The following is a 23,292-nucleotide window of genomic DNA, read 5'->3' on the forward strand; positions in this document are numbered from 1 at the left end:
AATGCTCAAACACGCACTGTCAGTTCGGTCTGACCACTCAATCGGCGAGTCGATTCTGCAGATCGAGCCAATGGTGGCCCGAGCCAAAGAGCTGGGGTATGAGTCAGTGGCGCTGACCGACACAATGTCGATTTCTGGCCTGCCCGCACTGACCGCTGCGTGCAAAGACGCGGAAATCGCTCCACTGCTTGGCTGCACCCTACGCGTTTATGATGACGCGACATATTTCCCGCCCAATGCGGCAGAAAGGAAAAAAGGCGCGGTTGAGAAGGAAAACCGCACCTGCCAGATCAAGGTTTATCTGAAGTCTGAACGTGGGCTGCAATCGCTCATGGGGCTGCTTTCCCGCGCCAACAGCGCTGAACAGTTCTACTACCACGCCCGCACAGACCTGCCCCAGGTTTTGGCGCTGGAAGACGTGATTGTCACGACCGGCGACCTCTTCGGGCTTTTCCATCACCCCGACGCAGAGGCGATTGCCCAAAAGCTGTCTGAAAAGCACCCAACCTATGTTGAGGTGACGCCTATTCAGACGATGCTTTTCGACACCCTGAACACAAAGGCACTGGCGTGCGCCCGATCGCTGCGTCTGCCCCTGTTGGCGAGCTGGCCGCGCTTCTACGCCACCCCCGAAGACGCTGACACGCACGACGTCATGCGGGCGATTGCTTCGTCTGGGCAATGGACGATGGACACGCCATGGCTGCCTATCCCGACGACGCGTGATATGTGCTTTGACGAGCCAAAGGGGCTGCTGACGCACTTGGCGCAGACTGCCCGTCGCATTGGCATAACCAAGGGCGAAATCAAGCAGTCCATTGAGTCCATGGATGCGGTTGCTGACGGCGCCATGTATCGGTTTGAAAAAATGCCGATTTCGCTGCCCCACATGGCAGCAGACCCGTTTGTTGAGCTGATGAAGCACTGTCGCGATGGTTGGGCCAAGCGGTTTTCTGCGCCGGTTCTGGGTCATCAACCATCGGGCGCTGAACTGCAACAATACAAGGAGCGCCTTGCTTACGAGCTTGGGGTGCTGCGCAAGTTGGGGTTCTCGAACTACTTTTTGCTGGTGCAAGAACTGATCGGGTGGTCTAAAGCGCAGGACATCACCGTTGGCCCCGGGCGCGGTTCTGCTGCGGGGTCGCTGGTGTCATACCTGTTGGGGATCACCGACGTTGATCCTATCAGATTCGGGCTGCTGTTCGAGCGGTTCATCAACCCCGACCGCTTGGACTTACCTGACGTCGACATGGACTTTATGTCTTCGCGCCGTCAAGAGGCGGTCGCCCACGTTGTCGAAACCTTTGGGGCTGACAAAGTCGCAGGGATTTCCAATTACTCGACGCTTGGCCCCGCATCGTCATTGCGTGATGTTTCGCGTGTCCACGGCCTGAAGCCATACGAATACTCATGCTCGAAGCAGATGGAGCGTGAACATGGCGTCTCGCTGTCACTGACAGAGTCTGCTGATGCGGTCCCTGACATTGCCAAGTTTCGCGGCGAACACCCCATCATCTGGAAACATGCGCTGACCCTGGAAGGCAACATGCGTAACCTTGGCACCCACGCTGCTGGGGTCATCGTGTCGCATGATCCGATTGCAGAGCGCGCGGTCGTCATGCAGCGCGTCAAAGACTCGCTGCCCATCGTGAACTGGGACAAGCGCACGGTTGAAGACTTCGGTTTGGTCAAAATGGACATGCTAGGTCTGTCCACCCTGGATGTGCTGGCCCACGCAAAGCGCTATATCGAAGAACGCCACCCCGGCGCAGACACCGACCTACTGACCATTTCGCTTGAAGACCCGATGGTGCTGGATGCGTTTGGGAAGGCAGACACCGTGGGGGTCTTCCAGTTTTCTGGTCACGGCATGCGTAAGTTGTTGAAAGATTTGGCAGTTTTGGAGCCACTGACGTTTGAAGACATTGCCGCAGCGACCGCCCTATTCCGCCCTGGCCCGATTGACGCTGGACTGATGGACAAATACGTCGCCATCAAGCAGGGCAAGCAGTTGCCCAGCTACGTCAGCCCCCTGGTTGAGCCCGCACTGCGCGAGACATTCGGGGTCACAGTCTACCAGGAACAGGTATCCAGAATTGCGGTTGACTTGTGCGGGTTCACGGGTGCTGAAGCTGATCACCTGCGCAAAGCAATTGGAAAAAAAGATCACGACAAGATGGCGAAAATGAGCGCCAAGTTCGTTGCGGGCGCTGTCGCCAGTGGCATGCAGGAATACGAGGCGCAAGCACTATGGTCTGACATCGAGGGCTTCGCAGCTTACTGCTTCAACAAAAGCCATAGCACGGCGTATACGCTCATTTCGTATCAAACGATGTGGCTGAAGACGAACTATCCAGCAGAGTTCTATGCCGCGTCCCTGTCGGTCGAGGACGTTGATGAAAAGCTCGCCCCGCTGATTCTGGATGCCCGCGCACATGGGATTGAAGTGCTGCCGCCAGACATCAACGTTTCTACAGACCGCATCGAAATCAGGGATGACAAGACGCTGGTCGCTCCATTCCAGGCCGTCAAGGGCATCAGCACAAACGTTGCAGCAAAGATTCTGAGTGTAAGGCGCGCCCACAAGCAACCATTCAAGTCGTTCGAGGAATTCGACGAAGTGGCGACAGCCACCGTGGGCGGCAAGGTCAACGTGCGCCACAAGGACTCGCTACGCAAAGTGGGGGCATTCGCGTCTGTTGGCGATGGCGTCCCCGCCCTGCATAACGACCGCTTGAAGGATCGCTTGGAACTAATGCCGGGGTTCACCGTCGAGGTCGTCAAGGCAGAACGTGGCTTGAGCGCAGGCCGAGCCCAGCAAATCCAGATTCTGGAAATTGCGGGTCAGTGTCGCATTTGTGACAAATGCTCATTGTCGGGTGTCCCCCACCCCACCCCTGTCATGGGCAAGAACCCGCGCTTCATGATGGTTTTCGACTCGCCAAACTGGCAGGAGGGCAACGCAGGAAAGATGATGACGGGCGACGTCGCTGACGCTATCAAGGCAGCACTCAAGGACGAGGGCATCAGCCCCAACGATGGCTACTACACGTCGCTTGTGAAGGGCGTTAAGCCAAAGGGACAGAAAGCGCTGACGACAGAACAGATCAACGGCTGCTCGGAATATCTGAAACGTGAAATCGAGGTTTTGAAGCCCGCAGTCATCGTCGCGATGGGGTCAAACGCGATCAGATATTTTTCCCCTTCTATAAAGGGGGGTGTTGGCGACCTTGTTGGCAAAACGATTTTCGACCCCAGCCTGGATGCCAGCATCATATTTGGATTCAACCCGGCGTCAATCTTCTTTGATCCCGGCAAGATCAAGTGGCTTCAACAAACATGCTCCAAAGTTTCGGAGCTTCTTAACTAAGGAACCGTATGACACAAGACATCGACGCTGAACTCGCGGCGTTTCTGGATGGTATCGACAAGGAAATCAAGGGCCAAGAGACTGTCGCGACAGCCAAGCCCGAGACAGCCAAGCCCGAGACAGCCAAGCCCGAGAATCCCGTCACTGAACCAGACAAGGGTGAGCCACGCGTAGGGATCGAAGCGTCCCCCGCGATTGACACGCAGACCAAGGCTGCGCCAGATGCACCCCCGACCCCGCCAGTCCCCGCGAACGTGGGTGACGCAGACCCTGGCGTTGTCAAGCAAGCTGATGGCAGCGCGCTGAAGGCATACGTCGACGCAGACGCACTGAAGAAGGACGTCCAAGTCAGCATCACCGATCTGGACAACGTCATGATCCAGCACGCAGCGCTTTATGTGCATTACGCCACGCAAACGGTCAACGCCCGTCGCCAGTATGACCGCGTGAAGAGCGCTGTCGAAATTCTGGAAGCACAACTTGATTCGTATTACCGCAACCGCGCAGCAGACGAAGGCAAGAAAACCACCGAAACGCAACTGAAGGGACAAGTCACGGGCGACCCACGCTACGCAGACGCCCAAAAGAAGCTGATCGACGCACACAGCATCTGGAAGCTGGCCGACATTGCTGAGCGGGCGATGGAACAGCGTAAGGACATGATTCTGGAAGTCGCCCGCGACCGTCGTAAAGAGCGCGAAGGACAGCTTCGGGTGTTGGAGCTGCGTTCGATGAAAGAAGAGTTCTTGAAGAACGCGGGGGAAAAAGCCGCCTAAGTTTTGCCCTAAAATGTTGGTTACCGCTAACCAACATTGGCGGGCATACACGCCTAAATCTACAACCCACAATCTATTCGCAATCAACCACACGCACCGGAGCAAACCATGTCCAACCTCATGGAATTGATCAACCAAAAGAAGCAAGCCATCCAGGCTAACAATCGCGGCAAGACCGTGAAACCGCCCGAGGGGACGTCGTCCTGGCGCATTCTCCCCCGTTGGGATGGCGACCTGCAAGGAGCGTTCTGGCACGACTACGGCCAGCACTTCATCAAAGACACCAAGGGCAACCTGAAGGCGGTCTATGTCTGCACCGACAAGACCTACGGTCAGCCCTGCCAAGTTTGTGACGCCATTCAGCACGGCATCATGAACTCTGCAGACGACGCCATCAAAAAGGCGATGGAAGAGGCGAAATCGTCCAGTCGCGTGCTGCTGAACGCGGTCAATCTGGGCGCAGACAAACCCACCGCTGAAATTCTGGAACTGTCCCCTGGCACGTTTGCGCAGGTTCTGGGCATCATCAGCGAATGGGGTGTCGACGAAATGCTGACACTGGAGGGCGGTCGCGTCGTCATGATCGAGCGCACCGGCAAGGGTTTGCAGACGAAATACGTCGCACAAGCGGGCGCGAAGAAAGCTGACGTCGCTGAAGCGATCTTCAAGCAAGCGACCAATCTTGACGAATACGTCAAGCAGGAAAGCGCCGAGCAAGAGCGTCGCGCTATCGCCAACCTGAACGCTGTCGCGGGTCTGCTGAGCGCCCCCAGTGCGTCCAAGCCTGATCTGGCATCTGTCGCTGCTGAGCTGGACGCACTGGACGCAGACGGCACAGATGCGATTCAGGGTGCATCAGGCACTTCCCCTGCTGCAGAACCTGCAACTGCTGCGCCGCAGGTAGCTGAACAGGCTGCGACTGCACCCGCTGCCAGCACGGGCGATGCTGACCTGGATGCCCTGATGAAAGAGCTCGACGGCATTTAATCAACCACGGGTGGGCGCAAGCCCACCCGCTTCCAGGAAAGAAATGGCAAACACAATCATTGTTGATGCTAGTAATCGCGTTCACGCACACCACTCTGTAAACGTCTTGACCGTGGGCAAATTCCAGGTCCAGGCGATCTTTGGGTTCGTGCGTGAAGTGCATGCGCTGGTAGAACGAAATCCCGGATGGAGTCCCTTGGTTCTTTGGGATGGACACGCGCAGTGGCGTTATGACGTCTTCCCAGAATACAAGTCGGGGCGCGAAGAAAAAGCGAAGAACGATCCCGAAGCGGCAGACCGTCGTCGCTCCCGCGAAGCTCAAATCCCCTACATTCGCAAAGCGCTGTCGTGGATGGGAATTCACCAAATGTATTCGGTCAGCCAAGAAGCTGACGACATGGCGGGCTACTTCGCCAAGCGCATCCCCGCAGACGGGTCGCTTGTGCGTCTGGTCAGTTCTGACACCGACTGGTCACAGTTGGTCGGCACGAACGTCCAGTGGGTCGACACGATCAACGACAAGAAGCTCACGCCAACGAACTTCTTCGAGATGACGGGCTACCGGGATGGTTTCGCATACATCCAGGGCAAGGCGCTGATTGGTGACACCAGTGACTCGATTGACGGAATCCCCAAGATCGGGAAAAAGACGGCGCCTCTGATCCTGGCTGAATTTGGCTCGGTTGCCGAGTTCTTCAGGCAGGTAGACGCGGGCATCTTTATCCCCAAAAAAGTTGCCCACAAGAATCTGGCATACCCGGTGGGCAGACATATTTTTGAACGCAACATGAAGATCATGAACCTGCTGGATGCCCCCGCGCCACCAAAGGGCGATGCACGGGTGATCGCGCCTGACTTCAACCCGCAGAATCTTCGGTTGCTCTTCGACAAGCTCAATTTCCAAAGCATCTTGCGCGACTTCGACGACTGGATTGAACCCCTACAAAAACGACAAGGAAAAGCATGAAAAAACTCTGGATGAATCACGGTTTGCTGCTGGGCTATCTGGCTACGTTGCTGCTGGGCGTGGCGTTCCACGCGTCCGAGCCGTTCTTTATCGGGGTGGCGCTAGGCGGGGTGTTTTTCGTCACCTACGACAAGCTGCATGACATCTTGATGGTGCTGCGCAGTCAGCCGCAAATTTCAGGCTGCGTCATCAACGCACACAGGATGGAATACACACCCACGAATGCCATCACCAACGTCTTCTCTTCAGCCAAAGGGAAAGACGCAGCAGACGCACAACCGGAGCAACAGCAATGAGCGCAGTTGAAGACCTGAGCAAGGCACTGCTGGCTGCGGTGGGCGAAAACGACGAAAACCAGGGCGTCACACGCTACATCGACACAGGCGTCCCGTTGCTGAATCAGGTCATCAGTGGCAAACCAGATGGCGGGCTGCCACAGGGGCGCCTCATAGAAGCGTTTGCACCATCATCTGCTGGCAAAACGGCGGTGGGCACACACTTCATGGCTCAAGCACAGCGGGCTGGAGGTGTTGCGGGTTTCCACGATCACGAAAAGACATTTGACCTGAAGCTGGCAAAGAACGTCGGACTGTCAGACAAGTTCCCATTCTGGATTTACAAACAGCCGACTACCTGGGAAAAGTCGAACATGATGATCGCCAAGGCGTCGCAGGCGATTCGTCAGTCGGGGGCAATCTCAGATGACGCGCCGATCTTATTTGTTCTGGACTCGATTGCATCGTGCAACACCGAGTCAACTATCGGGAAAGACCTGGACGAGCTGAACATGAACGACACGACCGCCCTGGCCCGCGTGACGTCCACGACGCTCAAGAGCATGGCTGCGCTGGCTGAAATGTATAACTTTTCAGTCCTGTATCTGAATCAGATCAGGACAAAGCCTGGGGTTTCCTGGGGTGACCCAACGACAACGCCGGGGGGCAGCAGCATGGAATTCTACGCCACCACGCGTCTGTCGTTGTCGCGCGCGAAGATCATGGAGGCGGTTAAGGGCGGAAAGGAATTTGTGGGTCAAACGATCACCATCAAGACGGTGAAAAACAAGCTCACGCGTCCGTTCCAGGAATTCAAGCTGGACATGATGTTCGAGGAAGACGGCGTTGCTTACTTCGATCTGACCGGCGCGCTGATCGACTCAGCAATCGCGCTAGGCAATCTCGTGCAGGCGGGCTCGCGAATTGAATGGCAAGGCAAAAGCTACTACCGCAAAGCACTGATCCAGCACATCGAAGCCAATGGGCTTCATGCTGATCTGAAGGCGCTGGCTACACCTGCGTGATCACAGACGGGGTTCGCCCCGTCTCATTTTATGAGGCTGAAATGGAAAAGTATGTGCTGGGATTCGCCCCGCCAGTCACTGGCCTTGAGGGTCAGTTCAACACATTCAGGCTGGGTGTCGCGTGGGGTAAGAGACTCAATGAACACGACACCGTCATCTTGGTCAATCAACCACGGTCTGAAATTTTGGCGCGCGCTGAGGTGGTCAGCGTGCAGTGCGGAGTCTTTTCTGACATGGCTGCCATGCACGCGACGCGCAACCACAACTACCGAGGGCTGACCCGCGAAGAAGCGTCACAGCGACTGATCGCCAGCATGATCAAGCGCTACGGTCCTCACAAGTGTAGCGAGAATTCAAAGGTGACAGTGATTTATCTGCGAGTGATTTAGCTATGGCACGACATCGAATTCTGCACGACGGTATCGTCGATTTTGGAAAGCACAAAGGGAAGTCGGGCGATGACATTGTGAAGGCAGACCCAGGATACCTGTTCTGGTGCGTCGCCAGTGATTGCGCGTCAATTGATGACGCACTGGACGCAGCGGTGAGCGAGTGGGCGCGACGAAACACAAAAGAGACAAATCGGATCATTGCTGTTCTGAAGCAGAAGGGTGCATACAATCCGGGCGGGGTTAGCGGCAACAACCCCGCACAGGCATTCGTCGATAAGCCCAAACCTGCCCCGCCCGTTACCGCAGACACGAACCCCAACTGGGGAAGTTGGTAGCGATGTATAAGACATCGTCAGAATACAAGCTCCACAAGTCGGGCGCCTACAAGTTCAAGCGTCTGACCAGCGGGGGCGCATTCTTTGGTGAGTTCAGAATCTACGCCAGTGGCGCGAAGGTCTATTTCGCGGCCCGTCTACCCAGTGAGCAGGTCATGATCAAACAGGGCGCGTGGGCGCTGGACGTTGCCCTGGACGGCTGGCTCAAGATGCTGGGTGTCGAGTTCATCGGCGTAGCGGTATCCAAACGCCCGTCCCGCAACATCGAACCGCACAATGTCGGTATCTACTACCTGATGCGCACTGACGACTACTACCGCTACCGCAGGAAAGAACGCTGGAACTTTTCGGGCCACACTGGCGCGAAAGGCAAGCGCGGGTCAAGCCAATATCTGATCGACCCGATGTTCATGCGCGAACTGAATGTGTTAACCGAAAAAGAGCGGCTTGCGTGGCTGCTGGGAGTCCCCACCTGATGCTGCTTTCAAGCGCCCTACTCTGCTTAGCTGCGAACCTGTTCTACGAGAGCAGGGGCGAGCCCTTGATCGGACAGATCGCGGTCGCCAACGTCACGATGAATCGGGCGCGGGCTGCGCGTAAGGGCGTCTGTAGCGTAGTGATGAAGCCGAAACAGTTCTCATGGACGACAACATACGTTCAGCAAACCGCGCTGGGGCCAATGATCGGGCTGTCGAAGATTGAAAAAGAGCCTGTCGCTTGGGGCAATGCGGTGGTGATCGCGCAACTTGCCCTGTGGGGGATTCTTCCGCAAAGGGTCGGCAGGGCGACGCACTATCACGAAGCTGGCGTCAGTCCTTATTGGGCGAGTCACTATACTGTTGTCGCACAGGTTGGCAATCACATTTTTTATCAATAATTGTAAGTTACCACTAACGAACATGAAACCATTTGGGGTTTTTTCTGACGCACATTTACACCCGTGGACGTCGTTCAGTAGCGACGACGAACATGGCGTCAACCTTCGTCTTCGCGGGCTGTTGACCGAAATCAAGCGCTGCGCCCTCGAAGTCAAGGACGCAGGTGGCGACACGATCTATTGCGCAGGCGACGTTTTCCACACTCGCGGCAAGATTGCCCCGTTGGTGCTGAACCCCACTATCGACACAATCAAGGAAGTCACTGGCGGTGGGATCAAATTTCGCATCATGTCGGGGAACCACGACCTCGAACGTCGAGACTCTGAACGACTGTCAAGCGCAATCACCGCGCTGGCTATGCCAGGGGTTGAGATCGTCAACGAGCCATACTGTTTCACTGACGACGTGGTCGCCATGATCCCGTGGTTCGACAAGCTGCCCGACCTGCAGGACGCAATTCGCGCATGCCCGTTCAGGGGCGACAAAGACGCGACGCTGATCTTGCACGCGCCGGTCAATGGTGTGATTGCGGGGCTACCAGAAACCGGGCTTGATCCCGAGTGGCTGGCGTCACGGGGTTTTGGCCGCGTGTTTGTCGGCCACTATCACAATCACAAGGAGTTCCCCGGCAACGTCTACTCCATCGGAGCGCTTGCAAACCACACATGGTCTGACGTTGGCAGCAAGGCTGGCTTTCTGCTGGTCGACGACGAAGGGGTTCACTTTCGCAAATCGCACCTGCCCGAGTTTCTGGACCTGGACAATCTCGCAGAACTGGATCTGGACCAAGAAGAAATCCAGATGGCGGTCGCCGGCAACTACGTGCGCGTCAAAACTGACGAAACGAAGACCAGTGCGGTCGAATCGCTGCGTCAGGAACTGATCGCTTGGGGAGCGCTGGGCGTCCTGATTCGATCTACCCCAAAAGCGACTACGACGCGCGAAAGCGCGGTAACTGCGTCAATTCAGAGCGGTGCGTCCATCGAGCAAAGCATCGGCGACTACGTCAAGTCGCAAAAGTTTGCTGACCCCGGCGCTGTCAACGCTGGGTGCCTGGACATTCTTTCGAGGACTGTGGCATGAACAAATACATCAAATTTTCGCTGGTGGTGCTGAGCATGGCGCTGATCGCGCTGCCCATTGTCAGTGCGTTCGTCTACTCGTTTGCGGGTATAGAACTGTGGATGCCGGCAGAAAATGGTTCAACTCGGGAGCTGGGCATCCTGCTTTTTCATGTGGTGACGCCAGTCTTTGGCTCTTACTTGTTTGTTGAGGTTCAAAGCAAATGAAAGGGCTTCGACCGATGTGTCCCTACTGCCGTAGTTGGGCAAACCTCGTGACGGGCAAGGAAATCTACCCTCACCGCCCAGACCTGTTCGACAAGAAATTCTGGGAATGTGCGCCATGTGGCGCATACGTCGGGTGTCACCCTGGCGGGATCAAGCCGCTGGGGCGTCTGGCGAACGCCAGTCTTCGCGTGACAAAGCAGCGCGCTCACGCAGCATTTGACCCCCTGTGGAAAGACGGCGGTATGACGCGCTCAGAAGCGTATGCGCGCTTGTCTGAAGACTTGGAAATCCCCCGTGAAGAATGCCATATCGGGATGTTTGACGAGTTCCGCTGCCAGCGGGTCATCATCTGGGCACAGAACGTTTGGAATAAAGCATGAATATCGAAACCCTTACCATCGTCAACTTCATGGCCATCGGCGCTGACTGTCCCGCGTTCCTGCTGGCCAATCGCGGGCTGAACCTGATCCAGGGCACAAACGGTCAGGGGAAGTCGTCGGTCGTCGACGCTCTGTCCTGGGCGCTATTCAACGTGACCGCTCGTGGCGAGTCTGGCGACGCGGTGATCAACAACAAGGCGAAAAAGAACTGCGCGGTCGAAGTCAGACTGGATGACGACGGCGCCAACTACCGCATCACCCGTTATCGCAAGCACCACACCCACAAAAACGCGGTGCGCGTCGAGCGCGTGGATGGCCCGGACATTGTCGATATGACGCTGGCGACCGACAAGGACACGCAGGGGCTGATCGAACAAATTCTTGGCTGCAGCCAAGAGGTCTTTTTGGCTGCAATCTACGCGGGCCAGGAAGCAATGCCTGACCTGCCCAAGATGACCGACAAGAACCTCAAAGCGATCATCGAAGAGGCGGCGGGGGTCAATCAGTTCGAGCGGGCATACCAGCTTGCCCGTGACGACGTCAACGAAATCAAGCAGAAGATCGACATGGTCGAAGCCGCGATGGCAACGACTCGGTCGCACCTCGAAGATGACAGGCGGTCGCTGGAAGGCGTTGAGGCAGATATCAAGGCATTCGACGAGGGGCGGGAACTGCGTCGCGACAAGGCATTGGCAAGCGTCAAGTCAGCGCAAGCCCAGGTAGCTGCGTTGGCTGAGGAATACAAGCGTTTGGACACAGACAAGCTGGAAGCTGCCCTGAAGGTGTTTTCTGACAAAGTCGCGTCTGTGATCCCCGCCCAGGAAGCGTGTGATGAAGCGACCCGCGCCCTGAATTCTGTGGTCTTCACCGCTTCAACGAACGAAACGGCGCTGCAGAATATCGCTGACGAAGTCGCCCGACTAAAGGGGCAGATTGCCAACGCCCCCGAAGAAATGAAGAAGCCCTGCCCCGAGTGCGGGAAACCCCACACCGCCGCGGAGCTGGACGAATTCAGCACGCACCTGAAAGTGCGATTGGACGACGCCATGAAGCGTGCGGCGCCGGCAGCCAAGTCATACAAGGAGTCACAAGCTGCAGTGGCGGCTGCTGAGGATGCTCGGGCCAAGGCAAAGGCGAATATCCCCAACGTCGCTGACGCTCAAGCAAAGGTGTCGCAGATCAACGCTGCGCTACGTAAAGCTGCAAATATGAAGGCGACGCTAGTGTCGCTCATGAAGGACGCGAAATCAGGCGCTGAGAGCGCGCAAAACTTCATGACCGAGCCCAACCCCTACGCTGCATCCAAAGACCTCCTGGTGAAGCGCGTGGCGGGTTTTGAGGACAGGCTGAAGCAAGGTGATGTGTCGCGCAAGGTTCTGGAAGCGAAGCTGGCAATTGCTGATGACGTCGCCAAGGTCTTCAGCCCCGCTGGGGTGCGAGCGCACATCTTGGACACTGTGACGCCATTCCTGAACGAGCGCACCGAAGACTACCTGTCGATCATGTCTGACGGGCAGATCACCGCTGTCTGGTCGACCCTGGGCCAGACCGCTAAGGGCGAACTGCGCGAAAAATTCAACATCGAAGTCAAACATGCTGATGGCGGCGCATCGTTCGGGCTGCTGTCGGGCGGGGAAAAGCGCCGGGTGCGCTTGGCGACCGTCATGGCGCTGCAAGACCTGCAGGCGTCTCGCGCCACCAAGCCCATCCAGCTTTTCATCGGCGACGAAATCGACGACGCCATTGACGAAGACGGGTTGGAGCGCCTGATGGTGATTTTGGAACGTCGCGCGCGCGAACGAGGCACCGTCATCGTTATTTCACACAACGAGCTGCAGGACTGGGCCAACGAGGTCACAACGATGGTCAAGGGCGCGACTGGCTCGGTCGCTACTGGGGCGCTGGTCGAATGAGCGAATACCTGGGGCTAACCGACGTAGAGTGGTTTGAAGCAATCAGGCGCGACCTGCGGGAAGTGCAGATGAACTTTGGGCAACACTTCAGGCCGTTCGAGCTTGACTCACCCCAATACATCACAGGGACAAGCGGGTCAGGAACCATTCGCAATGTAGCTTTGATTGGCGGAGAAGAGTTTTCTCTATACGACGCGTCTATGAGACAAGGTGTCGTGTCGTTAGATTTTAGATTCGACTACGAGGGCGACATCATTGCGGCGCGCTTCGGCATGCATGAAGCTGCCGGTGCGTTCGGTAGTGGCATTCAGGAATACTTTGCCGCGCTGGCGGACCGTTATCTGGGCGAACAGATGGACCCAGTCAAAGGGGTGGGCGCAAAAAAACAAGCAGAGCATGACGCTGAAGAGGCGCTGCTGCTTCACAAAGAAAACCCCGACTGGGGAAGCTGGTAACAACGGAGTATCAACACATGAAAATCAAAGTAGTCGGCGTGGACCCATCAACTTCAAATTTCGGCATCGCTCTAGCGGCTGTCGACATCGAGACTGGCGAGTTCGACGTCGAAGACCTCATTTTGATCTGCACCGAGCCAGAAACCAAAAAGGGTGTGCGCAAGGATTCAGATGACTTGCGACGCGCCAAAATCGTCCATGACGGGTTCATCGCCGCATGCGAGGGTCGGTCGTTTGTGATGGCTGAAATCCCCTACTGTGACCCGCGTGGCTACGCTGGCGCGAATTTCAATTCTGGGTTGGTGACTGGCGTGCTGGCAGGATGCCCCTTGCCACTGATCCAGGTTTTCCCGCAAGAATCCAAGCAGTTGTTTGTGGGTAGTCGCCACGCAGCGAAGGAAGAAATGATCGAAGAAGCAATGCGTCGCTTCCCGACCGCGCCCTGGTTGATGCGCAAGCTGAAGGGCAGGATGGTTCCCACCAAGGCGAACGAACACCTAAGCGATGCGGTAGCTGCAATAAACGCAGGAATTAAGTCCACTCAATTTCAAGAAGCAATCGCGATGTTCAAAGCAATGAAGGCGGCGTGATGGACGCGACAGAGGGGGTTAAATTGTTCGTCCAGGAATTTTCTGCGACCAGAGATATGAACCGTGAATGTTCGGTCATCAGCTTGGAATTAATTCTGTTCGAGTCACAGGTGGAGACATCGCCAGATATACCCGAACTCCTTGATAGACTTTTGCGCCCTGGTGCCGGCGTGATGGTGTCTCGCCCCACCCCGAAGTCTCTGCTTAGGCCAGCGGTAGTTGCTGGCGAAGCACCCAAACCGTGCATTCCATCCGGCGATATCGCAGGAACATGGTGATTTTTAATTTCACCAAAAACGTTAGTGAGTGGTAACTTACTACAATGTCCAATCCCCGCACTTCGCGGGACTCAACCAAGGAGCCAACATGGCCAACGCAACAGACCGCAATCAACTCGCCCAATACATCGCCAGCGTCCATGACCTGACGAAAGCGAAGTCGCTGGAAATCGTGAACGACCTGTTCGAGCAGATCAAGAGCGAAATTGCGGATGGCAACGACGTTAGCATCCACGCTTTCGGCAAGTTCTCTGCGAAAGCCCGCGCAGCACGCACTGCCCGCAACCCCGGCACGGGCGAGACCATTCAGGTTGCAGCCAAGACTGCTGTGACGTTCAAACCCGCCAAGCAATTCAAGGACGAGGTGAACAGCTAATGATTCAAGCGAACGTCATTGCTGACAGCATTTCGGGCGACGACGTTCGCCTGACCACGCTGCAGCTTCAATACCCCCGCTTCATTCACGGCGAACTGATGACGCACAGGGTCTTTTCTCGCAACGCATCATCGTCACGGGCAATTCCTGTTGCAAGGATGATCCGGCAAGTCGAGGACGATCCCGCGTTCTTCGTCCACATCGGCAAAAACCAACCCGGCATGCAGGCGCGCGAAGCGGTTGACGAGCGCACCGCGAAGGTTTTTGAGCGCGAGTGGCGTGAATTGGCCAAGATCAGCGGCGATTTCGCCACTCGCTGGTCGAAGCACCTGGGCATCCACAAACAATGCGTCAATCGTGTATTGGAGCCGTTTCAGTGGATGAATACTATCGTCACCGCGACTGACTGGGAAAACTTCTTTGAGCTGCGCTGTCATCCAGACGCACAGCCTGAAATGCAGGCGCTTGCCAACGTCATCAAGGACGCCATGTGGCGAAGCGCGCCGGTTGAACTGACGCAAGACCAATGGCACCTGCCCTATGTTTTCGCTGGCAACGATGTGAATGAATCTGGCTACAACTTTGAGCTTGCCCGCAAGTGTTCGGTTGCCCGCTGCGCCCGAGTGTCATACGCAAACCACGACGGCAGCGAACCAGACATCGAAAAGGACGTCGCGCTGTTCGACAAGCTGGTGGGTTCTCGTCCCTTGCATGCCAGCCCAGCAGAGCATCAAGCCACGCCTGATCGCAAGCTGAAGAATGGCAGATGGGCGCACCCTGAATTGCACGGCAATCTCACCGGCTGGATTCAGTTTCGCAAGCAACTTGAACAACAAATCTGGAAAAAATAATGGGAAGTCAATACACGGTGGAAGTCGACGTTATCAAGCTGTCGCCAGAAGCGGTTGTGCCAAAGCGGCAAAGTATTGGGGCGTCAGCGGTCGATCTTTGCGCACTGGAAGGTAGCGTCATTCATCCGGGACAGACGGGGCTGGTGAAAACAGGACTTGCCATGTCGATCCCCTGCGGCATGACAGGCATGGTCTGCTCTCGCTCTGGGCTGGCGCTCAAGCACAAAGTCTTCGTGCTGAACGCGCCGGGGATTATCGACTCCGACTATCGGGGCGATGTTGGCGTGATTCTGCACAACCTAGGCGATACAGATTTCGTGGTCGATCCCGGCAGTCGTATTGCCCAGTTGCTGATCTTGAAGCACGAGACTGCGTTCTTCAAGGAAGTTAACGTGCTTGACGAGACAGCGCGCGGCGCCAACGGTTTTGGATCGACAGGCAAAGAATGAGCTTTGGGCTGTCGGGACCCCATCGGTCAGGCAAGACCACGCTTGCCAAGGCATTTGCTGAACACGAAGATATCCCGCTAGTTCAAACGACAGCTTCGGGCGTATTTGCGCGCCTGGGGCTGTCGCCTAGCGAGACGCTTTCCTTTGAAAAACGCATCACGGTTCAACGACACATCCTTGACGCATTTGATGCCCAGTGGGGTGCGGTCGCGGGCGGGGTCTTCATTTCTGACCGCACGCCTATCGACATGATGGCCTACACCATGGTTGAGATTGGCCAGGAGCCCATAGGCGCGTCAAACGAAGCTGAGTTGACCAGATACCTCAAGGACTGCAGAAATGTGCTTAGCATGCGGTTTTCGACGGTTGTGTTGCTGGGTTCGGGCATTCCCATCGTTGATGCGCCTGGAAAAGCTTCCCTGTCACGCCCCTTCATTGACCACCTATCAATGGTGATTGACGGACTTTGTGTGATGCCGGGGATTACGCCAGCAGTGTTCAGAATCGACCCGAGCGAAACGGGACTGGCCGAGAGGGTTCAAGCACTATCGGAAATCATCGACGATCAGTTCGCAGCACAAGAATCAGGCGCCAAAGACGCAGCGAAGCTGCTCGGCGCACCACTTACCTTCCATTGAGGACATCATGGCTGCAACACCAGAATTGCACGACGAGGTCGTGCGCAAAGCATACGAAACCATCGAGCGTCTTGAGACCGACCGCGTCAGTGGCAGGATCACATCAGCACAGTTTGGCTACGGGGTCGACATCCTGTGGTCTGCAGTCGCTGGGCTGGTTGATGGCGAGTTCATGACTGCGGTCGAACTGCTGAACGCCCACCGCAAAGAGGCAGTCACTAAGCTGGTCTTCATGCACGACGAGACTGGGGCAATCGTTCGAGTTATCAACGATCACAAGGGCTCGCTTACCTATACTGCATTCGCACACGGGAAAAACAAAAACGCCCAGAATCGGGTCTTCGACTTCACCCAGGAGCATCAGCCGCTGGTGCATGTGAAGGAAAAAATCGCTGGAATCGCCAAGGCACTGCACGCCAAGGGCTTTTCTTTACTCTGAAATGCAAGTGAGTGGTAACTAACATGAATGCAGAATTGATCATTGCGCGGGCCAACCGTGACATCAGGCCGGTCGCAAACGAGAAGCTGACCAACGACATGCTGACTTCGCTGCTGAAAATCCCCGAGTCGGTGCAGGCCGGGTTTTGGGTTCGCGACAAAGAGGGCGGACATGTCTGCATCTTTGGTGCGCAGGGGTTCCCTGATCATGTCATTGAATACGTCGCGGGGGGCCAGGACGACTCCATCACGACGCTCTATCGAGCGACGGATATCTTTGATTCGCGCACCAACCTGATGAAGCTGCGGGTTGACCTGATTCGCGAAATCAAAGCGGCAACGATGACGGTGAACGACTCATTCACGCTGTATGACGAGGGCCGAGAGCGTCACGTCAGACTGAAAGAAATGGGAACCGCGCAACTGGTCGACACCGTGATCAATCTGCGTCGTGGCACCCTGAAAATTTAACCCGCACCTTTTGGAGATACAAATGGCTTCAACCAAGACCAATCTGACCATGAAAATGCGCGACGAAATTCTCTGGTCGGTCACCAACAAGACGTTCGCCCCGCGCGTCGAGGTGATCAACAAGCGCATGAAAGACCTTGCGCAATCGCTGGTCGACAAGCACCACAAGAAATACTTCGAGCTGGCAGCGAGCGCTGGTGCTAACAAAGCATACATCGTCGGCACGCTCGACAGCGGGAAATTCAAATATTCGCTCACGGAAGAGGGCGCGGAAAACATCCACAATCTGTCCATTCGCTCAAGAGACATGGGCAGCGGGCGTTATCGCCCCGAACTGCAGCGCGACGTCTATCGCAACTACGTCACCGTGAAGGGACCAACCAGCGGCGACTACAACTCAAATGTGATGACCGTGCCTGTCACGAAATCTGAACTGGAACGCATCAAGAAGCTGGAAAAGGAACGCGACGCAATCTTGGAAGCTGGCAACAAATTCGTCAGCGAACTGCTGTCAGCCCTGGCGTCAGTGAAGACGGTCGCTGCGCTTTACGAACTGATGCCTGAACTGCGCAGCGTCGTCAAGGTTCCCGAGACGAATGCGGTCACGACCACCGCGCTGGTCCCCGCGACTAAGAACATCGTCGCGGAACTGAAAAGCGCTGGGCTGCTGAAGAAAGCGGCGTAACGGGGGTGATCATGGAAAGTCGCTGGTATACCCTGGCCGAGGCAGCAAAGCTGACAAACGAAGTGCTGCGCAGCACGCTCCCCGATAAGTATTGGGTAAAGTTCTTCTGCAACACATCGCGCGGAAAGCGCGGTCGCCAAACGCACGTTCAGGACTGGATGCGCGTCAGAACGAAGCTGGAAAGGGGGAAAGTTGTGATTGAAGAGAACAGCCTGCAGTCATTTCTTGAAGAGGCAGCAAAGCGCGACTTTCCACTTTATCCGAAGCATGCCCCATACAGTAAGCGAAAGACGGTAACCGTGGAGCCAGACCCACTTCCCCACAAGGAGTCGCTTGCTGGGACGAAAATCAACGCAAATCGCGATGAAAACACCCCAACAGCATGGGTGGGGATTGTGGACGGCAAGCCGTCAGTGATCGTTGAAATCGGCGGCATTCAGTTCCCGATAGAACTGAGTGAAGCGAAAATGCTGGCTGAGTCTCTGCAATTTGTGACGCAAGCAACTTCGGCGTGGCATAACGAAGCGTCTCTTGCGCCAAAAATGGTTGGTTACCGCTAACTTACATGAAAATACTTCTTCTCATTCTGGGCTTCTGCGTTTTCGCTGTGCTAGTGGTGCGCGGCGGAATCGCCATCTTCTCTGACTTCAACCACAAAAAGGGACGTAAAAAATGAAAATCGTGCTTGGCATTTTGAGCATCATCACTGGGCTGGTGCTGCTGGTCGCCAGCTTTGGCAGCTTCTATACAGTCGATCAGGGTGAACGCGCGGTGCAACTACGCTACGGGCAGATCACGGGCGTCGCTGACCCCGGCCTGCACTTCAAGACACCGTTCGTCGAAAGCGTCGAATTTCTGTCGACCCGTGAATCCACGCTGAAGTTCACCGACCTGAAGGCATACAGCGCTGACCAACAACCTGCTACGTTGCGGGTGTCGGTGACCTGGGGTGTGACAAGCGCAGGCGTCGCTGACGTCTACTCGAATTACGGGACGGTCGACAACTTGCAGACCCGCATCATCGAACCCAAGGCATGGGACGTCGTGAAAAACGTCTTCGGGAAGTTCACCGCTGCCAACGCAATCACCAAGCGCGACGAGTTGGGACAGAAGGTCTTTGATGCACTCAAGCAAGACCTGTCCGCAACCGAGGCGGTGCGTCTGACTGGCGTGCAGATCGAAAGTCTGACGTTCTCTGACGCATACGAGGATTCCATCGAAAAGCGCATGAAGGCAGAAGTCCAGATCGCCACGATGGAACAAACCGAAAAGACCGAAAAGATCAACGCGAACATTGCGGTCATCCAAGCAAAAGCCCGCGCTGATTCCAGGGTCGCAGAAGCAAAGGCAGAAGCAGATGCGGTTCGTCTGCAGGGTGAAGCTGCGGCTGACGCCATCAAAGCCAAGGGTGACGCGCTGCGGGCCAATCCTGGGCTGGTCGACCTGATTGCTGCTGAGCGCTGGGATGGCACGATGCCCAGCACCATGATCCCTGGCGGCGCCCTGCCCTTCATCAACGTCAAGTAATCATTTGGGCGTCTGGGTTCGCCCAGACGCCGGGAGAGCGCCATGTCAAAAAAAGTCAGCCTTGACGAGTTCGCTGGCGAGCTAAATGAGCAAGTCGCTGAGTTCGAGCGACGGTATCGCGCCCGTCACGAACACTCGCCAAGCATGTATCCGCTTGAATTCGACGAAGACAACTCTGGGTTGTGGTTCGAGTTCTTTGTTGGGTTCTGTTCGACCGGGGAGTTGTGACGGTGGCTGACGAAGTGTGGGCGCAACGCGAAGCCCTTGGGCTACTGCAAGGCACCCAGATCAGCTATGGCTCAGCCCGCACGGTATATGCCTGCAAGCTGTTTTCAGACTGCGTGATTAAGGTTGAAGACGGTGCGGGCAGCTTTCAGAACGTCATGGAATGGGAAACATGGCAGCGCGTCAAAGACACCAAGTTCGCCAAGTGGTTCGCCCCGTGCGAATTCATAAGCCCAGCGGGGGGCATCCTGGTGATGAAGCGCACTATGCCCATTGATGAAAAGAGATACCCCCAGTCGGTGCCAGCGTTTTTCACCGACCTCAAGTATGCCAATTACGGAATGCTTGATGGGCAGTTCGTCTGCCACGACTACGGGGTGTCGCTTCTGATGGAAAACGGCATGTCTGAGCGCATGCGTAAACCTGAGTGGTGGAAATAATGAGTGGGATTATCCGAATCAAGGTTGAAGTCAGCACAAACAAGGTTGGCAGCGACGACTACAACATCGTCGAGTTCGACCGCGACGAGTGGAACGCGCTGACAGACGCGCAGCGTGAGCAGTATTGCCGCGAAGTGATGTTTGAAATGATCGAGTGGAACTGGGAAGAAACCGATGCCAAAGATTGAATACCTCTGGCAGTTGACAGACCCACCCGCTGGCATTCCTGGCGTCCACATGACCAAGCGTGGCACCAAGAAATACCAAACTCTGCGCTATTGGGACGGTGCGCGCTGGTTTAGTGTCGAGATATCTGATAAGCGCGGGGGAATCCCGACCCAATGGCCTGTCGGCGCGACGGTGCCACGCATGAAATGGATGTGCGGTCGCACGTTCTATGCGCGGGCAATTCACGCGGGGCAGGAAAAGATTCTGTGGGGCATCCCTCAAAAGGTATACGAGCCCAAGGAAGTTTTGAAATACCTCGTGCATCGGGGCGATATGCCCGCGAACTGGAAGACAGCGTTCCAAGACGAAATGCGTCGAGATAACTGGTAGGGGGCCATATGATCCATTTCACAACACCAGAAGGGCACTGCGTTTACGCCAACGCAGCAGACATCGTCAAGATCGTCGAGGCCGGTGTAAGCGGCAAGTGGCGCGGTATCCACGCGCACGTCACCCTGTCTGACGGCAGCAAGTTCGATGCACAGGAGCCCGCGATACAGATCGCGGTGGCAGTCGACAACGAAACGCGCGGAGTTGAAGAAAGGTGAAACGCAATCAAGAAGAAGCACTGAAAAAGCTGGAAGCTGCGTTCTTGGCTTGCAAGCGCGCGGGGGTCGCTCTGGTTGGGAACGAGGACGGTATCGCCGCCGCACCGCTTAGCTCAGAGTTGAATGCAGCGAGGGACGCGTCAGACGCAGTTCGTGCTGTCGTGAATGATCCTGACACGAGAGACGTCAAGACGTATGGCTGCTACTGGGATAGCGGATCAGCTTAGTCTCTGGAAAGAACTTACAGCGGAGCAATGCAAATGAAAGTCGAGCTGAATTGCGACGACGCGCAGGCGATCAAAGACGTCCTAAGTTCCAGGGCCAACGAAATCGCCCGATGGAATGAATGCGGCGCGGGGAAAGAGGCGCCAGCTTCCGTGCAAGAGGCAATGTCGCGGGAAATCTCCCGCCTTCGCGTTCTTGCTGGAATTCTTGAAGAAGACATTTTCGGGGAAGATTAGACATGACCAACATCACGCAAGACCCAATTCGCGCACTGATCGCAAAGCACCACGAATTGCTGGATCGAAACCCTAACCTGATTCTAAGGATCAACTATTCACCAAACGCAGAATGGTCTGCGGTAATGATGGATGGCTCCAAGAATTGGGCAGTTATCAGTTTTGAAGCGGCGGGGCGTGGCGCAACGCCAGATGAAGCATGCAGCAGTGCGCTGAAAGATTTGGAGCGACGCGCAGCCAAGGTGACGGCATGACGAAACTTGAAGACGCGGTCGACTACGACAAGGCAATTGCTATCTTCGCCGAAGAAATGGGCATGAACCTTGCTCAGGCTGAAGTGGAATTCAAGCGCCTGGAAGACGCTGGCACACTGAACTATATCGACGAACGTGGCTTTCACATCACCCCTAAAGCGTTTTTGTCGCGGGTGCGCAAAGCCAAGAAACAGGGGGTGTGACATGGATAGAATGGACAACAAGATGCGCGACTTCATCACCGGCATGAGCGTATCGGTTGATGTCAGCACTGGCGACGATGACGTGGGCAACCGCTATTTTGGGACCGTCACCGAAGTGATGGACTACGACGGCGACAAGCATGGCGTCACGCTGTTGGTGCAAGACGCAGAGCCGAATTTCGACGCCCCGTGTGACGCCACGAAAATGGTGCCGAGCGACGATGACAGCGAAGACCAGTGGCGTCGCCTCGCTTTGCAATTCGACGGGCACCGCATGCAGGCTATCGGTTGGTTGAAAGCCGCCCAGGCCGGGCTACCCAATACACCAACGCGAGCTGGCATCTGCGCCTTCCTGGCCGCGCCGCCGCTTTCTGGCGAGCAAGTGCTGGCAGATCGAATTGCCGCAATGAGCCAGCCTGCCGCAAGCGCGGAGCCGACCGACGAAATGGCGGCAACGCTGTTGAATGAGTTGGGAGGCTCCGTGAATTACAGCAGCGCCAAAAGAGCCATAAAGGCCGTCATGCGCTGTGTCGCCCCTGTAGCGCAGGAGCCGACCGAGAGCGCGGTGCTGCTTGATGCGCTGTCTGGTCTGGTCAATGTCTTGCGAGAGCGCCACTACGGACGCATGCCGGATGAAGTGCAGGCCGCATACGACAAGGCATGGGCGATAGTCTTTTCGTCGCCTGTTGCCGCCCCTGTAGCGCAGAAGCCGATGGTTGACATGCTTCCGCCCGCAACAAGCCGTGACCGCTGGATGTATCAGCAAGGCAGGCTTGCCGAGCGCGACCCTCGAACGCCGGGGTCATTCGCTGCTGAGATTCCCGCCCAGGCGCAGCCCACGATGCCACCGCTGACAGAAGCCATGCGTGCAGTCCTGCGCAACGAGCATTGCGTATACGACAGCGAAGACGCGCTGTATGCCGCGCTGTGCAATGCAGCGGGATCAACTCCCAGCGCCCAGGATAGAGAGGATGACGAAGCCCTGGCTGACACCCAACGGGCAATCATTGAAGCGGCAGAGCAGCGCGGGTATGAACGGGCGATTGCGGAATGCACCCAAGATCGGGAGGATGCCCGTGTAGCGTTCACAAACTGGTGCGACCGCAACGAGTTTGACCGGGCGCAGCGCCTGGACGGCACGGGCTACAACAACCCGGCAACGGCACGGGCATGGGCCGCATGGCAAGCCGCAAGCGTAGCGAAGGAGAAATGATCGTGTGCAATATCTGCAAGCACTGCCGCGGCACCGGCTGGCTCGGGCCATACGAACAATGTCCGTGGTGCGATGGCACCGGGGGCCGACCATGATCTGGCCATTCAACAAGTTACACCGCTGGGTATACCGCAACCCGTTCAATCGCACCTGCAAAGTCTGCGGGCGACATGAAGTGTTTCACGGCAAAACCGCAGCGCTGACCAAGTTTGAGGGCTGGTGGGAAGTCTTCGACGATGGTGAAAAGGCGCTCCACAACAAATGAGCAAAAAGTATTACGTCACCAAGTTTGCACTGCGCAACGGCATCCAGGTTCTGCATGGAAGCCCGCCTGACGAATCGGGTCACACAATCACATCCTGGGGGTCGCTCAAG

Annotated in this window: 35 protein-coding genes; all 35 read left to right on the forward strand. The window is 56.3% G+C overall.

The genetic code is table 11. From position 1 onward, the window contains the following. The first annotated feature begins 1 nt into the window (after nucleotide 1). The 35 genes from dnaE to VDP79_RS01075 all read left to right on the forward strand — a co-directional run bounded on the left by dnaE (nucleotide 2) and on the right by VDP79_RS01075 (nucleotide 23,182). On the forward strand, nucleotides 2–3,370 hold the full coding sequence (gene dnaE / locus VDP79_RS00905; RefSeq protein WP_323016357.1) for a DNA polymerase III subunit alpha: 3,369 nt from the start codon (nucleotides 2–4) through the stop codon (nucleotides 3,368–3,370). Nucleotides 3,371–3,378: 8 nt separating this feature from the next. After that, nucleotides 3,379–4,146, forward strand: coding sequence for a hypothetical protein (locus VDP79_RS00910; RefSeq protein WP_323016358.1), 768 nt, complete (start codon nucleotides 3,379–3,381; stop codon nucleotides 4,144–4,146). A gap of 108 nt (nucleotides 4,147–4,254) precedes the next feature. After that, nucleotides 4,255–5,133 carry a hypothetical protein gene (locus VDP79_RS00915; protein ID WP_323016359.1) on the forward strand — a complete coding sequence of 293 codons (879 nt, stop codon included), beginning with the start codon at nucleotides 4,255–4,257 and terminating at the stop codon, nucleotides 5,131–5,133. Nucleotides 5,134–5,176: 43 nt separating this feature from the next. After that, nucleotides 5,177–6,100, forward strand: coding sequence for a 5'-3' exonuclease H3TH domain-containing protein (locus tag VDP79_RS00920; RefSeq protein WP_323016360.1), 924 nt, complete (start codon nucleotides 5,177–5,179; stop codon nucleotides 6,098–6,100). Next, a complete protein-coding gene (locus VDP79_RS00925; RefSeq protein WP_323016361.1) occupies nucleotides 6,097–6,396 on the forward strand; it encodes a hypothetical protein in 300 nt (99 codons plus the stop codon). Before VDP79_RS00920 ends, VDP79_RS00925 begins: the two co-directional genes overlap by 4 nt. Then, complete coding sequence (locus VDP79_RS00930) at nucleotides 6,393–7,400, forward strand: hypothetical protein (RefSeq protein ID WP_323016362.1); 1,008 nt, start codon at nucleotides 6,393–6,395, stop codon at nucleotides 7,398–7,400. Before VDP79_RS00925 ends, VDP79_RS00930 begins: the two co-directional genes overlap by 4 nt. A gap of 41 nt (nucleotides 7,401–7,441) precedes the next feature. Next, nucleotides 7,442–7,789 carry a hypothetical protein gene (locus VDP79_RS00935; protein WP_323016363.1) on the forward strand — a complete coding sequence of 116 codons (348 nt, stop codon included), beginning with the start codon at nucleotides 7,442–7,444 and terminating at the stop codon, nucleotides 7,787–7,789. Between the two features lie 2 nt (nucleotides 7,790–7,791). Further along, nucleotides 7,792–8,127: a hypothetical protein gene (locus VDP79_RS00940; RefSeq protein ID WP_323016364.1), complete on the forward strand. Its 336-nt coding sequence runs from the start codon at nucleotides 7,792–7,794 to the stop codon at nucleotides 8,125–8,127. Nucleotides 8,128–8,129: 2 nt separating this feature from the next. Further along, nucleotides 8,130–8,603, forward strand: a complete 474-nt coding sequence (locus tag VDP79_RS00945) for a hypothetical protein (RefSeq protein WP_323016365.1) — start codon at nucleotides 8,130–8,132, stop codon at nucleotides 8,601–8,603. Nucleotides 8,604–8,668: 65 nt separating this feature from the next. Then, on the forward strand, nucleotides 8,669–9,004 hold the full coding sequence (locus VDP79_RS00950; RefSeq protein WP_323016366.1) for a cell wall hydrolase: 336 nt from the start codon (nucleotides 8,669–8,671) through the stop codon (nucleotides 9,002–9,004). Between the two features lie 22 nt (nucleotides 9,005–9,026). Next, a complete protein-coding gene (locus tag VDP79_RS00955; protein WP_323016367.1) occupies nucleotides 9,027–10,088 on the forward strand; it encodes a metallophosphoesterase in 1,062 nt (353 codons plus the stop codon). Next, on the forward strand, nucleotides 10,085–10,294 hold the full coding sequence (locus tag VDP79_RS00960; protein WP_323016368.1) for a hypothetical protein: 210 nt from the start codon (nucleotides 10,085–10,087) through the stop codon (nucleotides 10,292–10,294). Before VDP79_RS00955 ends, VDP79_RS00960 begins: the two co-directional genes overlap by 4 nt. Nucleotides 10,295–10,308: 14 nt before the next feature. Continuing rightward, nucleotides 10,309–10,674: a zinc-finger-containing protein gene (locus VDP79_RS00965; RefSeq protein WP_323016991.1), complete on the forward strand. Its 366-nt coding sequence runs from the start codon at nucleotides 10,309–10,311 to the stop codon at nucleotides 10,672–10,674. Further along, nucleotides 10,671–12,587, forward strand: coding sequence for an AAA family ATPase (locus VDP79_RS00970; protein WP_323016369.1), 1,917 nt, complete (start codon nucleotides 10,671–10,673; stop codon nucleotides 12,585–12,587). Before VDP79_RS00965 ends, VDP79_RS00970 begins: the two co-directional genes overlap by 4 nt. Further along, nucleotides 12,584–13,042, forward strand: coding sequence for a hypothetical protein (locus VDP79_RS00975; RefSeq protein ID WP_323016370.1), 459 nt, complete (start codon nucleotides 12,584–12,586; stop codon nucleotides 13,040–13,042). Before VDP79_RS00970 ends, VDP79_RS00975 begins: the two co-directional genes overlap by 4 nt. A gap of 17 nt (nucleotides 13,043–13,059) precedes the next feature. After that, complete coding sequence (locus VDP79_RS00980) at nucleotides 13,060–13,632, forward strand: hypothetical protein (RefSeq protein WP_323016371.1); 573 nt, start codon at nucleotides 13,060–13,062, stop codon at nucleotides 13,630–13,632. 366 nt (nucleotides 13,633–13,998) lie between these two features. Then, the gene (locus VDP79_RS00985; RefSeq protein ID WP_323016372.1) at nucleotides 13,999–14,286 is read left to right on the forward strand and encodes an HU family DNA-binding protein; all 288 of its coding nucleotides are present in this window, start codon (nucleotides 13,999–14,001) and stop codon (nucleotides 14,284–14,286) included. Then, nucleotides 14,286–15,137 (forward strand): FAD-dependent thymidylate synthase, encoded by an 852-nt coding sequence (locus VDP79_RS00990; protein WP_323016373.1) that lies wholly within the window; start codon nucleotides 14,286–14,288, stop codon nucleotides 15,135–15,137. Before VDP79_RS00985 ends, VDP79_RS00990 begins: the two co-directional genes overlap by 1 nt. Next, entirely contained in the window at nucleotides 15,137–15,586 is a 450-nt protein-coding gene (dut, locus tag VDP79_RS00995) for a dUTP diphosphatase (RefSeq protein ID WP_323016374.1), read from the forward strand. The genes VDP79_RS00990 and dut overlap by 1 nt, the downstream gene beginning before the upstream one ends. Next, complete coding sequence (locus VDP79_RS01000) at nucleotides 15,583–16,224, forward strand: AAA family ATPase (protein WP_323016375.1); 642 nt, start codon at nucleotides 15,583–15,585, stop codon at nucleotides 16,222–16,224. Before dut ends, VDP79_RS01000 begins: the two co-directional genes overlap by 4 nt. A 7-nt stretch (nucleotides 16,225–16,231) precedes the next feature. After that, nucleotides 16,232–16,663: a hypothetical protein gene (locus VDP79_RS01005; protein ID WP_323016376.1), complete on the forward strand. Its 432-nt coding sequence runs from the start codon at nucleotides 16,232–16,234 to the stop codon at nucleotides 16,661–16,663. A 23-nt stretch (nucleotides 16,664–16,686) separates the two neighbouring features. Beyond that, nucleotides 16,687–17,133, forward strand: a complete 447-nt coding sequence (locus tag VDP79_RS01010; RefSeq protein WP_323016377.1) for a hypothetical protein — start codon at nucleotides 16,687–16,689, stop codon at nucleotides 17,131–17,133. A 22-nt stretch (nucleotides 17,134–17,155) separates the two neighbouring features. Next, nucleotides 17,156–17,818, forward strand: a complete 663-nt coding sequence (locus tag VDP79_RS01015; protein WP_323016378.1) for an Nmad5 family putative nucleotide modification protein — start codon at nucleotides 17,156–17,158, stop codon at nucleotides 17,816–17,818. A gap of 11 nt (nucleotides 17,819–17,829) precedes the next feature. Next, on the forward strand, nucleotides 17,830–18,378 hold the full coding sequence (locus VDP79_RS01020; protein ID WP_323016379.1) for a hypothetical protein: 549 nt from the start codon (nucleotides 17,830–17,832) through the stop codon (nucleotides 18,376–18,378). 112 nt (nucleotides 18,379–18,490) lie between these two features. Beyond that, nucleotides 18,491–19,345, forward strand: coding sequence for a prohibitin family protein (locus VDP79_RS01025; RefSeq protein ID WP_323016380.1), 855 nt, complete (start codon nucleotides 18,491–18,493; stop codon nucleotides 19,343–19,345). Between the two features lie 42 nt (nucleotides 19,346–19,387). After that, complete coding sequence (locus VDP79_RS01030) at nucleotides 19,388–19,573, forward strand: hypothetical protein (RefSeq protein WP_323016381.1); 186 nt, start codon at nucleotides 19,388–19,390, stop codon at nucleotides 19,571–19,573. A 2-nt stretch (nucleotides 19,574–19,575) separates the two neighbouring features. Further along, the gene (locus tag VDP79_RS01035; protein ID WP_323016382.1) at nucleotides 19,576–20,010 is read left to right on the forward strand and encodes a hypothetical protein; all 435 of its coding nucleotides are present in this window, start codon (nucleotides 19,576–19,578) and stop codon (nucleotides 20,008–20,010) included. After that, nucleotides 20,010–20,198, forward strand: coding sequence for a hypothetical protein (locus VDP79_RS01040; RefSeq protein WP_323016383.1), 189 nt, complete (start codon nucleotides 20,010–20,012; stop codon nucleotides 20,196–20,198). The genes VDP79_RS01035 and VDP79_RS01040 overlap by 1 nt, the downstream gene beginning before the upstream one ends. 49 nt (nucleotides 20,199–20,247) lie before the next feature. Further along, complete coding sequence (locus VDP79_RS01045) at nucleotides 20,248–20,568, forward strand: hypothetical protein (RefSeq protein WP_323016384.1); 321 nt, start codon at nucleotides 20,248–20,250, stop codon at nucleotides 20,566–20,568. A gap of 8 nt (nucleotides 20,569–20,576) precedes the next feature. Further along, on the forward strand, nucleotides 20,577–20,786 hold the full coding sequence (locus VDP79_RS01050; protein WP_323016385.1) for a hypothetical protein: 210 nt from the start codon (nucleotides 20,577–20,579) through the stop codon (nucleotides 20,784–20,786). Nucleotides 20,787–21,046: 260 nt separating this feature from the next. Further along, nucleotides 21,047–21,247 (forward strand): hypothetical protein, encoded by a 201-nt coding sequence (locus VDP79_RS01055; protein ID WP_323016386.1) that lies wholly within the window; start codon nucleotides 21,047–21,049, stop codon nucleotides 21,245–21,247. A 2-nt stretch (nucleotides 21,248–21,249) separates the two neighbouring features. Beyond that, on the forward strand, nucleotides 21,250–21,501 hold the full coding sequence (locus VDP79_RS01060; protein WP_323016387.1) for a hypothetical protein: 252 nt from the start codon (nucleotides 21,250–21,252) through the stop codon (nucleotides 21,499–21,501). Then, nucleotides 21,498–21,704: a hypothetical protein gene (locus VDP79_RS01065; protein WP_323016388.1), complete on the forward strand. Its 207-nt coding sequence runs from the start codon at nucleotides 21,498–21,500 to the stop codon at nucleotides 21,702–21,704. Before VDP79_RS01060 ends, VDP79_RS01065 begins: the two co-directional genes overlap by 4 nt. A 10-nt stretch (nucleotides 21,705–21,714) precedes the next feature. Then, nucleotides 21,715–22,917, forward strand: coding sequence for a hypothetical protein (locus VDP79_RS01070; protein ID WP_323016389.1), 1,203 nt, complete (start codon nucleotides 21,715–21,717; stop codon nucleotides 22,915–22,917). A gap of 4 nt (nucleotides 22,918–22,921) precedes the next feature. After that, nucleotides 22,922–23,182 carry a hypothetical protein gene (locus tag VDP79_RS01075; RefSeq protein WP_323016390.1) on the forward strand — a complete coding sequence of 87 codons (261 nt, stop codon included), beginning with the start codon at nucleotides 22,922–22,924 and terminating at the stop codon, nucleotides 23,180–23,182. Nucleotides 23,183–23,292 lie beyond the last annotated feature (110 nt).

Source organism: Castellaniella sp. (assembly GCF_034675905.1).
Classification (GTDB): domain Bacteria; phylum Pseudomonadota; class Gammaproteobacteria; order Burkholderiales; family Burkholderiaceae_B; genus Castellaniella.

Coding starts and splice junctions, on each gene's coding strand:
- dnaE (WP_323016357.1), top strand. CDS start 2: ATGCTCAAACACGCACTGTCAGTTCGGTCTGACCACTCAATCGGCGAG.
- VDP79_RS00910 (WP_323016358.1), top strand. CDS start 3,379: ATGACACAAGACATCGACGCTGAACTCGCGGCGTTTCTGGATGGTATC.
- VDP79_RS00915 (WP_323016359.1), top strand. CDS start 4,255: ATGTCCAACCTCATGGAATTGATCAACCAAAAGAAGCAAGCCATCCAG.
- VDP79_RS00920 (WP_323016360.1), top strand. CDS start 5,177: ATGGCAAACACAATCATTGTTGATGCTAGTAATCGCGTTCACGCACAC.
- VDP79_RS00925 (WP_323016361.1), top strand. CDS start 6,097: ATGAAAAAACTCTGGATGAATCACGGTTTGCTGCTGGGCTATCTGGCT.
- VDP79_RS00930 (WP_323016362.1), top strand. CDS start 6,393: ATGAGCGCAGTTGAAGACCTGAGCAAGGCACTGCTGGCTGCGGTGGGC.
- VDP79_RS00935 (WP_323016363.1), top strand. CDS start 7,442: ATGGAAAAGTATGTGCTGGGATTCGCCCCGCCAGTCACTGGCCTTGAG.
- VDP79_RS00940 (WP_323016364.1), top strand. CDS start 7,792: ATGGCACGACATCGAATTCTGCACGACGGTATCGTCGATTTTGGAAAG.
- VDP79_RS00945 (WP_323016365.1), top strand. CDS start 8,130: ATGTATAAGACATCGTCAGAATACAAGCTCCACAAGTCGGGCGCCTAC.
- VDP79_RS00955 (WP_323016367.1), top strand. CDS start 9,027: ATGAAACCATTTGGGGTTTTTTCTGACGCACATTTACACCCGTGGACG.
- VDP79_RS00960 (WP_323016368.1), top strand. CDS start 10,085: ATGAACAAATACATCAAATTTTCGCTGGTGGTGCTGAGCATGGCGCTG.
- VDP79_RS00965 (WP_323016991.1), top strand. CDS start 10,309: ATGTGTCCCTACTGCCGTAGTTGGGCAAACCTCGTGACGGGCAAGGAA.
- VDP79_RS00970 (WP_323016369.1), top strand. CDS start 10,671: ATGAATATCGAAACCCTTACCATCGTCAACTTCATGGCCATCGGCGCT.
- VDP79_RS00975 (WP_323016370.1), top strand. CDS start 12,584: ATGAGCGAATACCTGGGGCTAACCGACGTAGAGTGGTTTGAAGCAATC.
- VDP79_RS00980 (WP_323016371.1), top strand. CDS start 13,060: ATGAAAATCAAAGTAGTCGGCGTGGACCCATCAACTTCAAATTTCGGC.
- VDP79_RS00985 (WP_323016372.1), top strand. CDS start 13,999: ATGGCCAACGCAACAGACCGCAATCAACTCGCCCAATACATCGCCAGC.
- VDP79_RS00990 (WP_323016373.1), top strand. CDS start 14,286: ATGATTCAAGCGAACGTCATTGCTGACAGCATTTCGGGCGACGACGTT.
- dut (WP_323016374.1), top strand. CDS start 15,137: ATGGGAAGTCAATACACGGTGGAAGTCGACGTTATCAAGCTGTCGCCA.
- VDP79_RS01000 (WP_323016375.1), top strand. CDS start 15,583: ATGAGCTTTGGGCTGTCGGGACCCCATCGGTCAGGCAAGACCACGCTT.
- VDP79_RS01005 (WP_323016376.1), top strand. CDS start 16,232: ATGGCTGCAACACCAGAATTGCACGACGAGGTCGTGCGCAAAGCATAC.
- VDP79_RS01010 (WP_323016377.1), top strand. CDS start 16,687: ATGAATGCAGAATTGATCATTGCGCGGGCCAACCGTGACATCAGGCCG.
- VDP79_RS01015 (WP_323016378.1), top strand. CDS start 17,156: ATGGCTTCAACCAAGACCAATCTGACCATGAAAATGCGCGACGAAATT.
- VDP79_RS01020 (WP_323016379.1), top strand. CDS start 17,830: ATGGAAAGTCGCTGGTATACCCTGGCCGAGGCAGCAAAGCTGACAAAC.
- VDP79_RS01025 (WP_323016380.1), top strand. CDS start 18,491: ATGAAAATCGTGCTTGGCATTTTGAGCATCATCACTGGGCTGGTGCTG.
- VDP79_RS01030 (WP_323016381.1), top strand. CDS start 19,388: ATGTCAAAAAAAGTCAGCCTTGACGAGTTCGCTGGCGAGCTAAATGAG.
- VDP79_RS01040 (WP_323016383.1), top strand. CDS start 20,010: ATGAGTGGGATTATCCGAATCAAGGTTGAAGTCAGCACAAACAAGGTT.
- VDP79_RS01045 (WP_323016384.1), top strand. CDS start 20,248: ATGACCAAGCGTGGCACCAAGAAATACCAAACTCTGCGCTATTGGGAC.
- VDP79_RS01050 (WP_323016385.1), top strand. CDS start 20,577: ATGATCCATTTCACAACACCAGAAGGGCACTGCGTTTACGCCAACGCA.
- VDP79_RS01055 (WP_323016386.1), top strand. CDS start 21,047: ATGAAAGTCGAGCTGAATTGCGACGACGCGCAGGCGATCAAAGACGTC.
- VDP79_RS01060 (WP_323016387.1), top strand. CDS start 21,250: ATGACCAACATCACGCAAGACCCAATTCGCGCACTGATCGCAAAGCAC.
- VDP79_RS01065 (WP_323016388.1), top strand. CDS start 21,498: ATGACGAAACTTGAAGACGCGGTCGACTACGACAAGGCAATTGCTATC.
- VDP79_RS01070 (WP_323016389.1), top strand. CDS start 21,715: ATGGACAACAAGATGCGCGACTTCATCACCGGCATGAGCGTATCGGTT.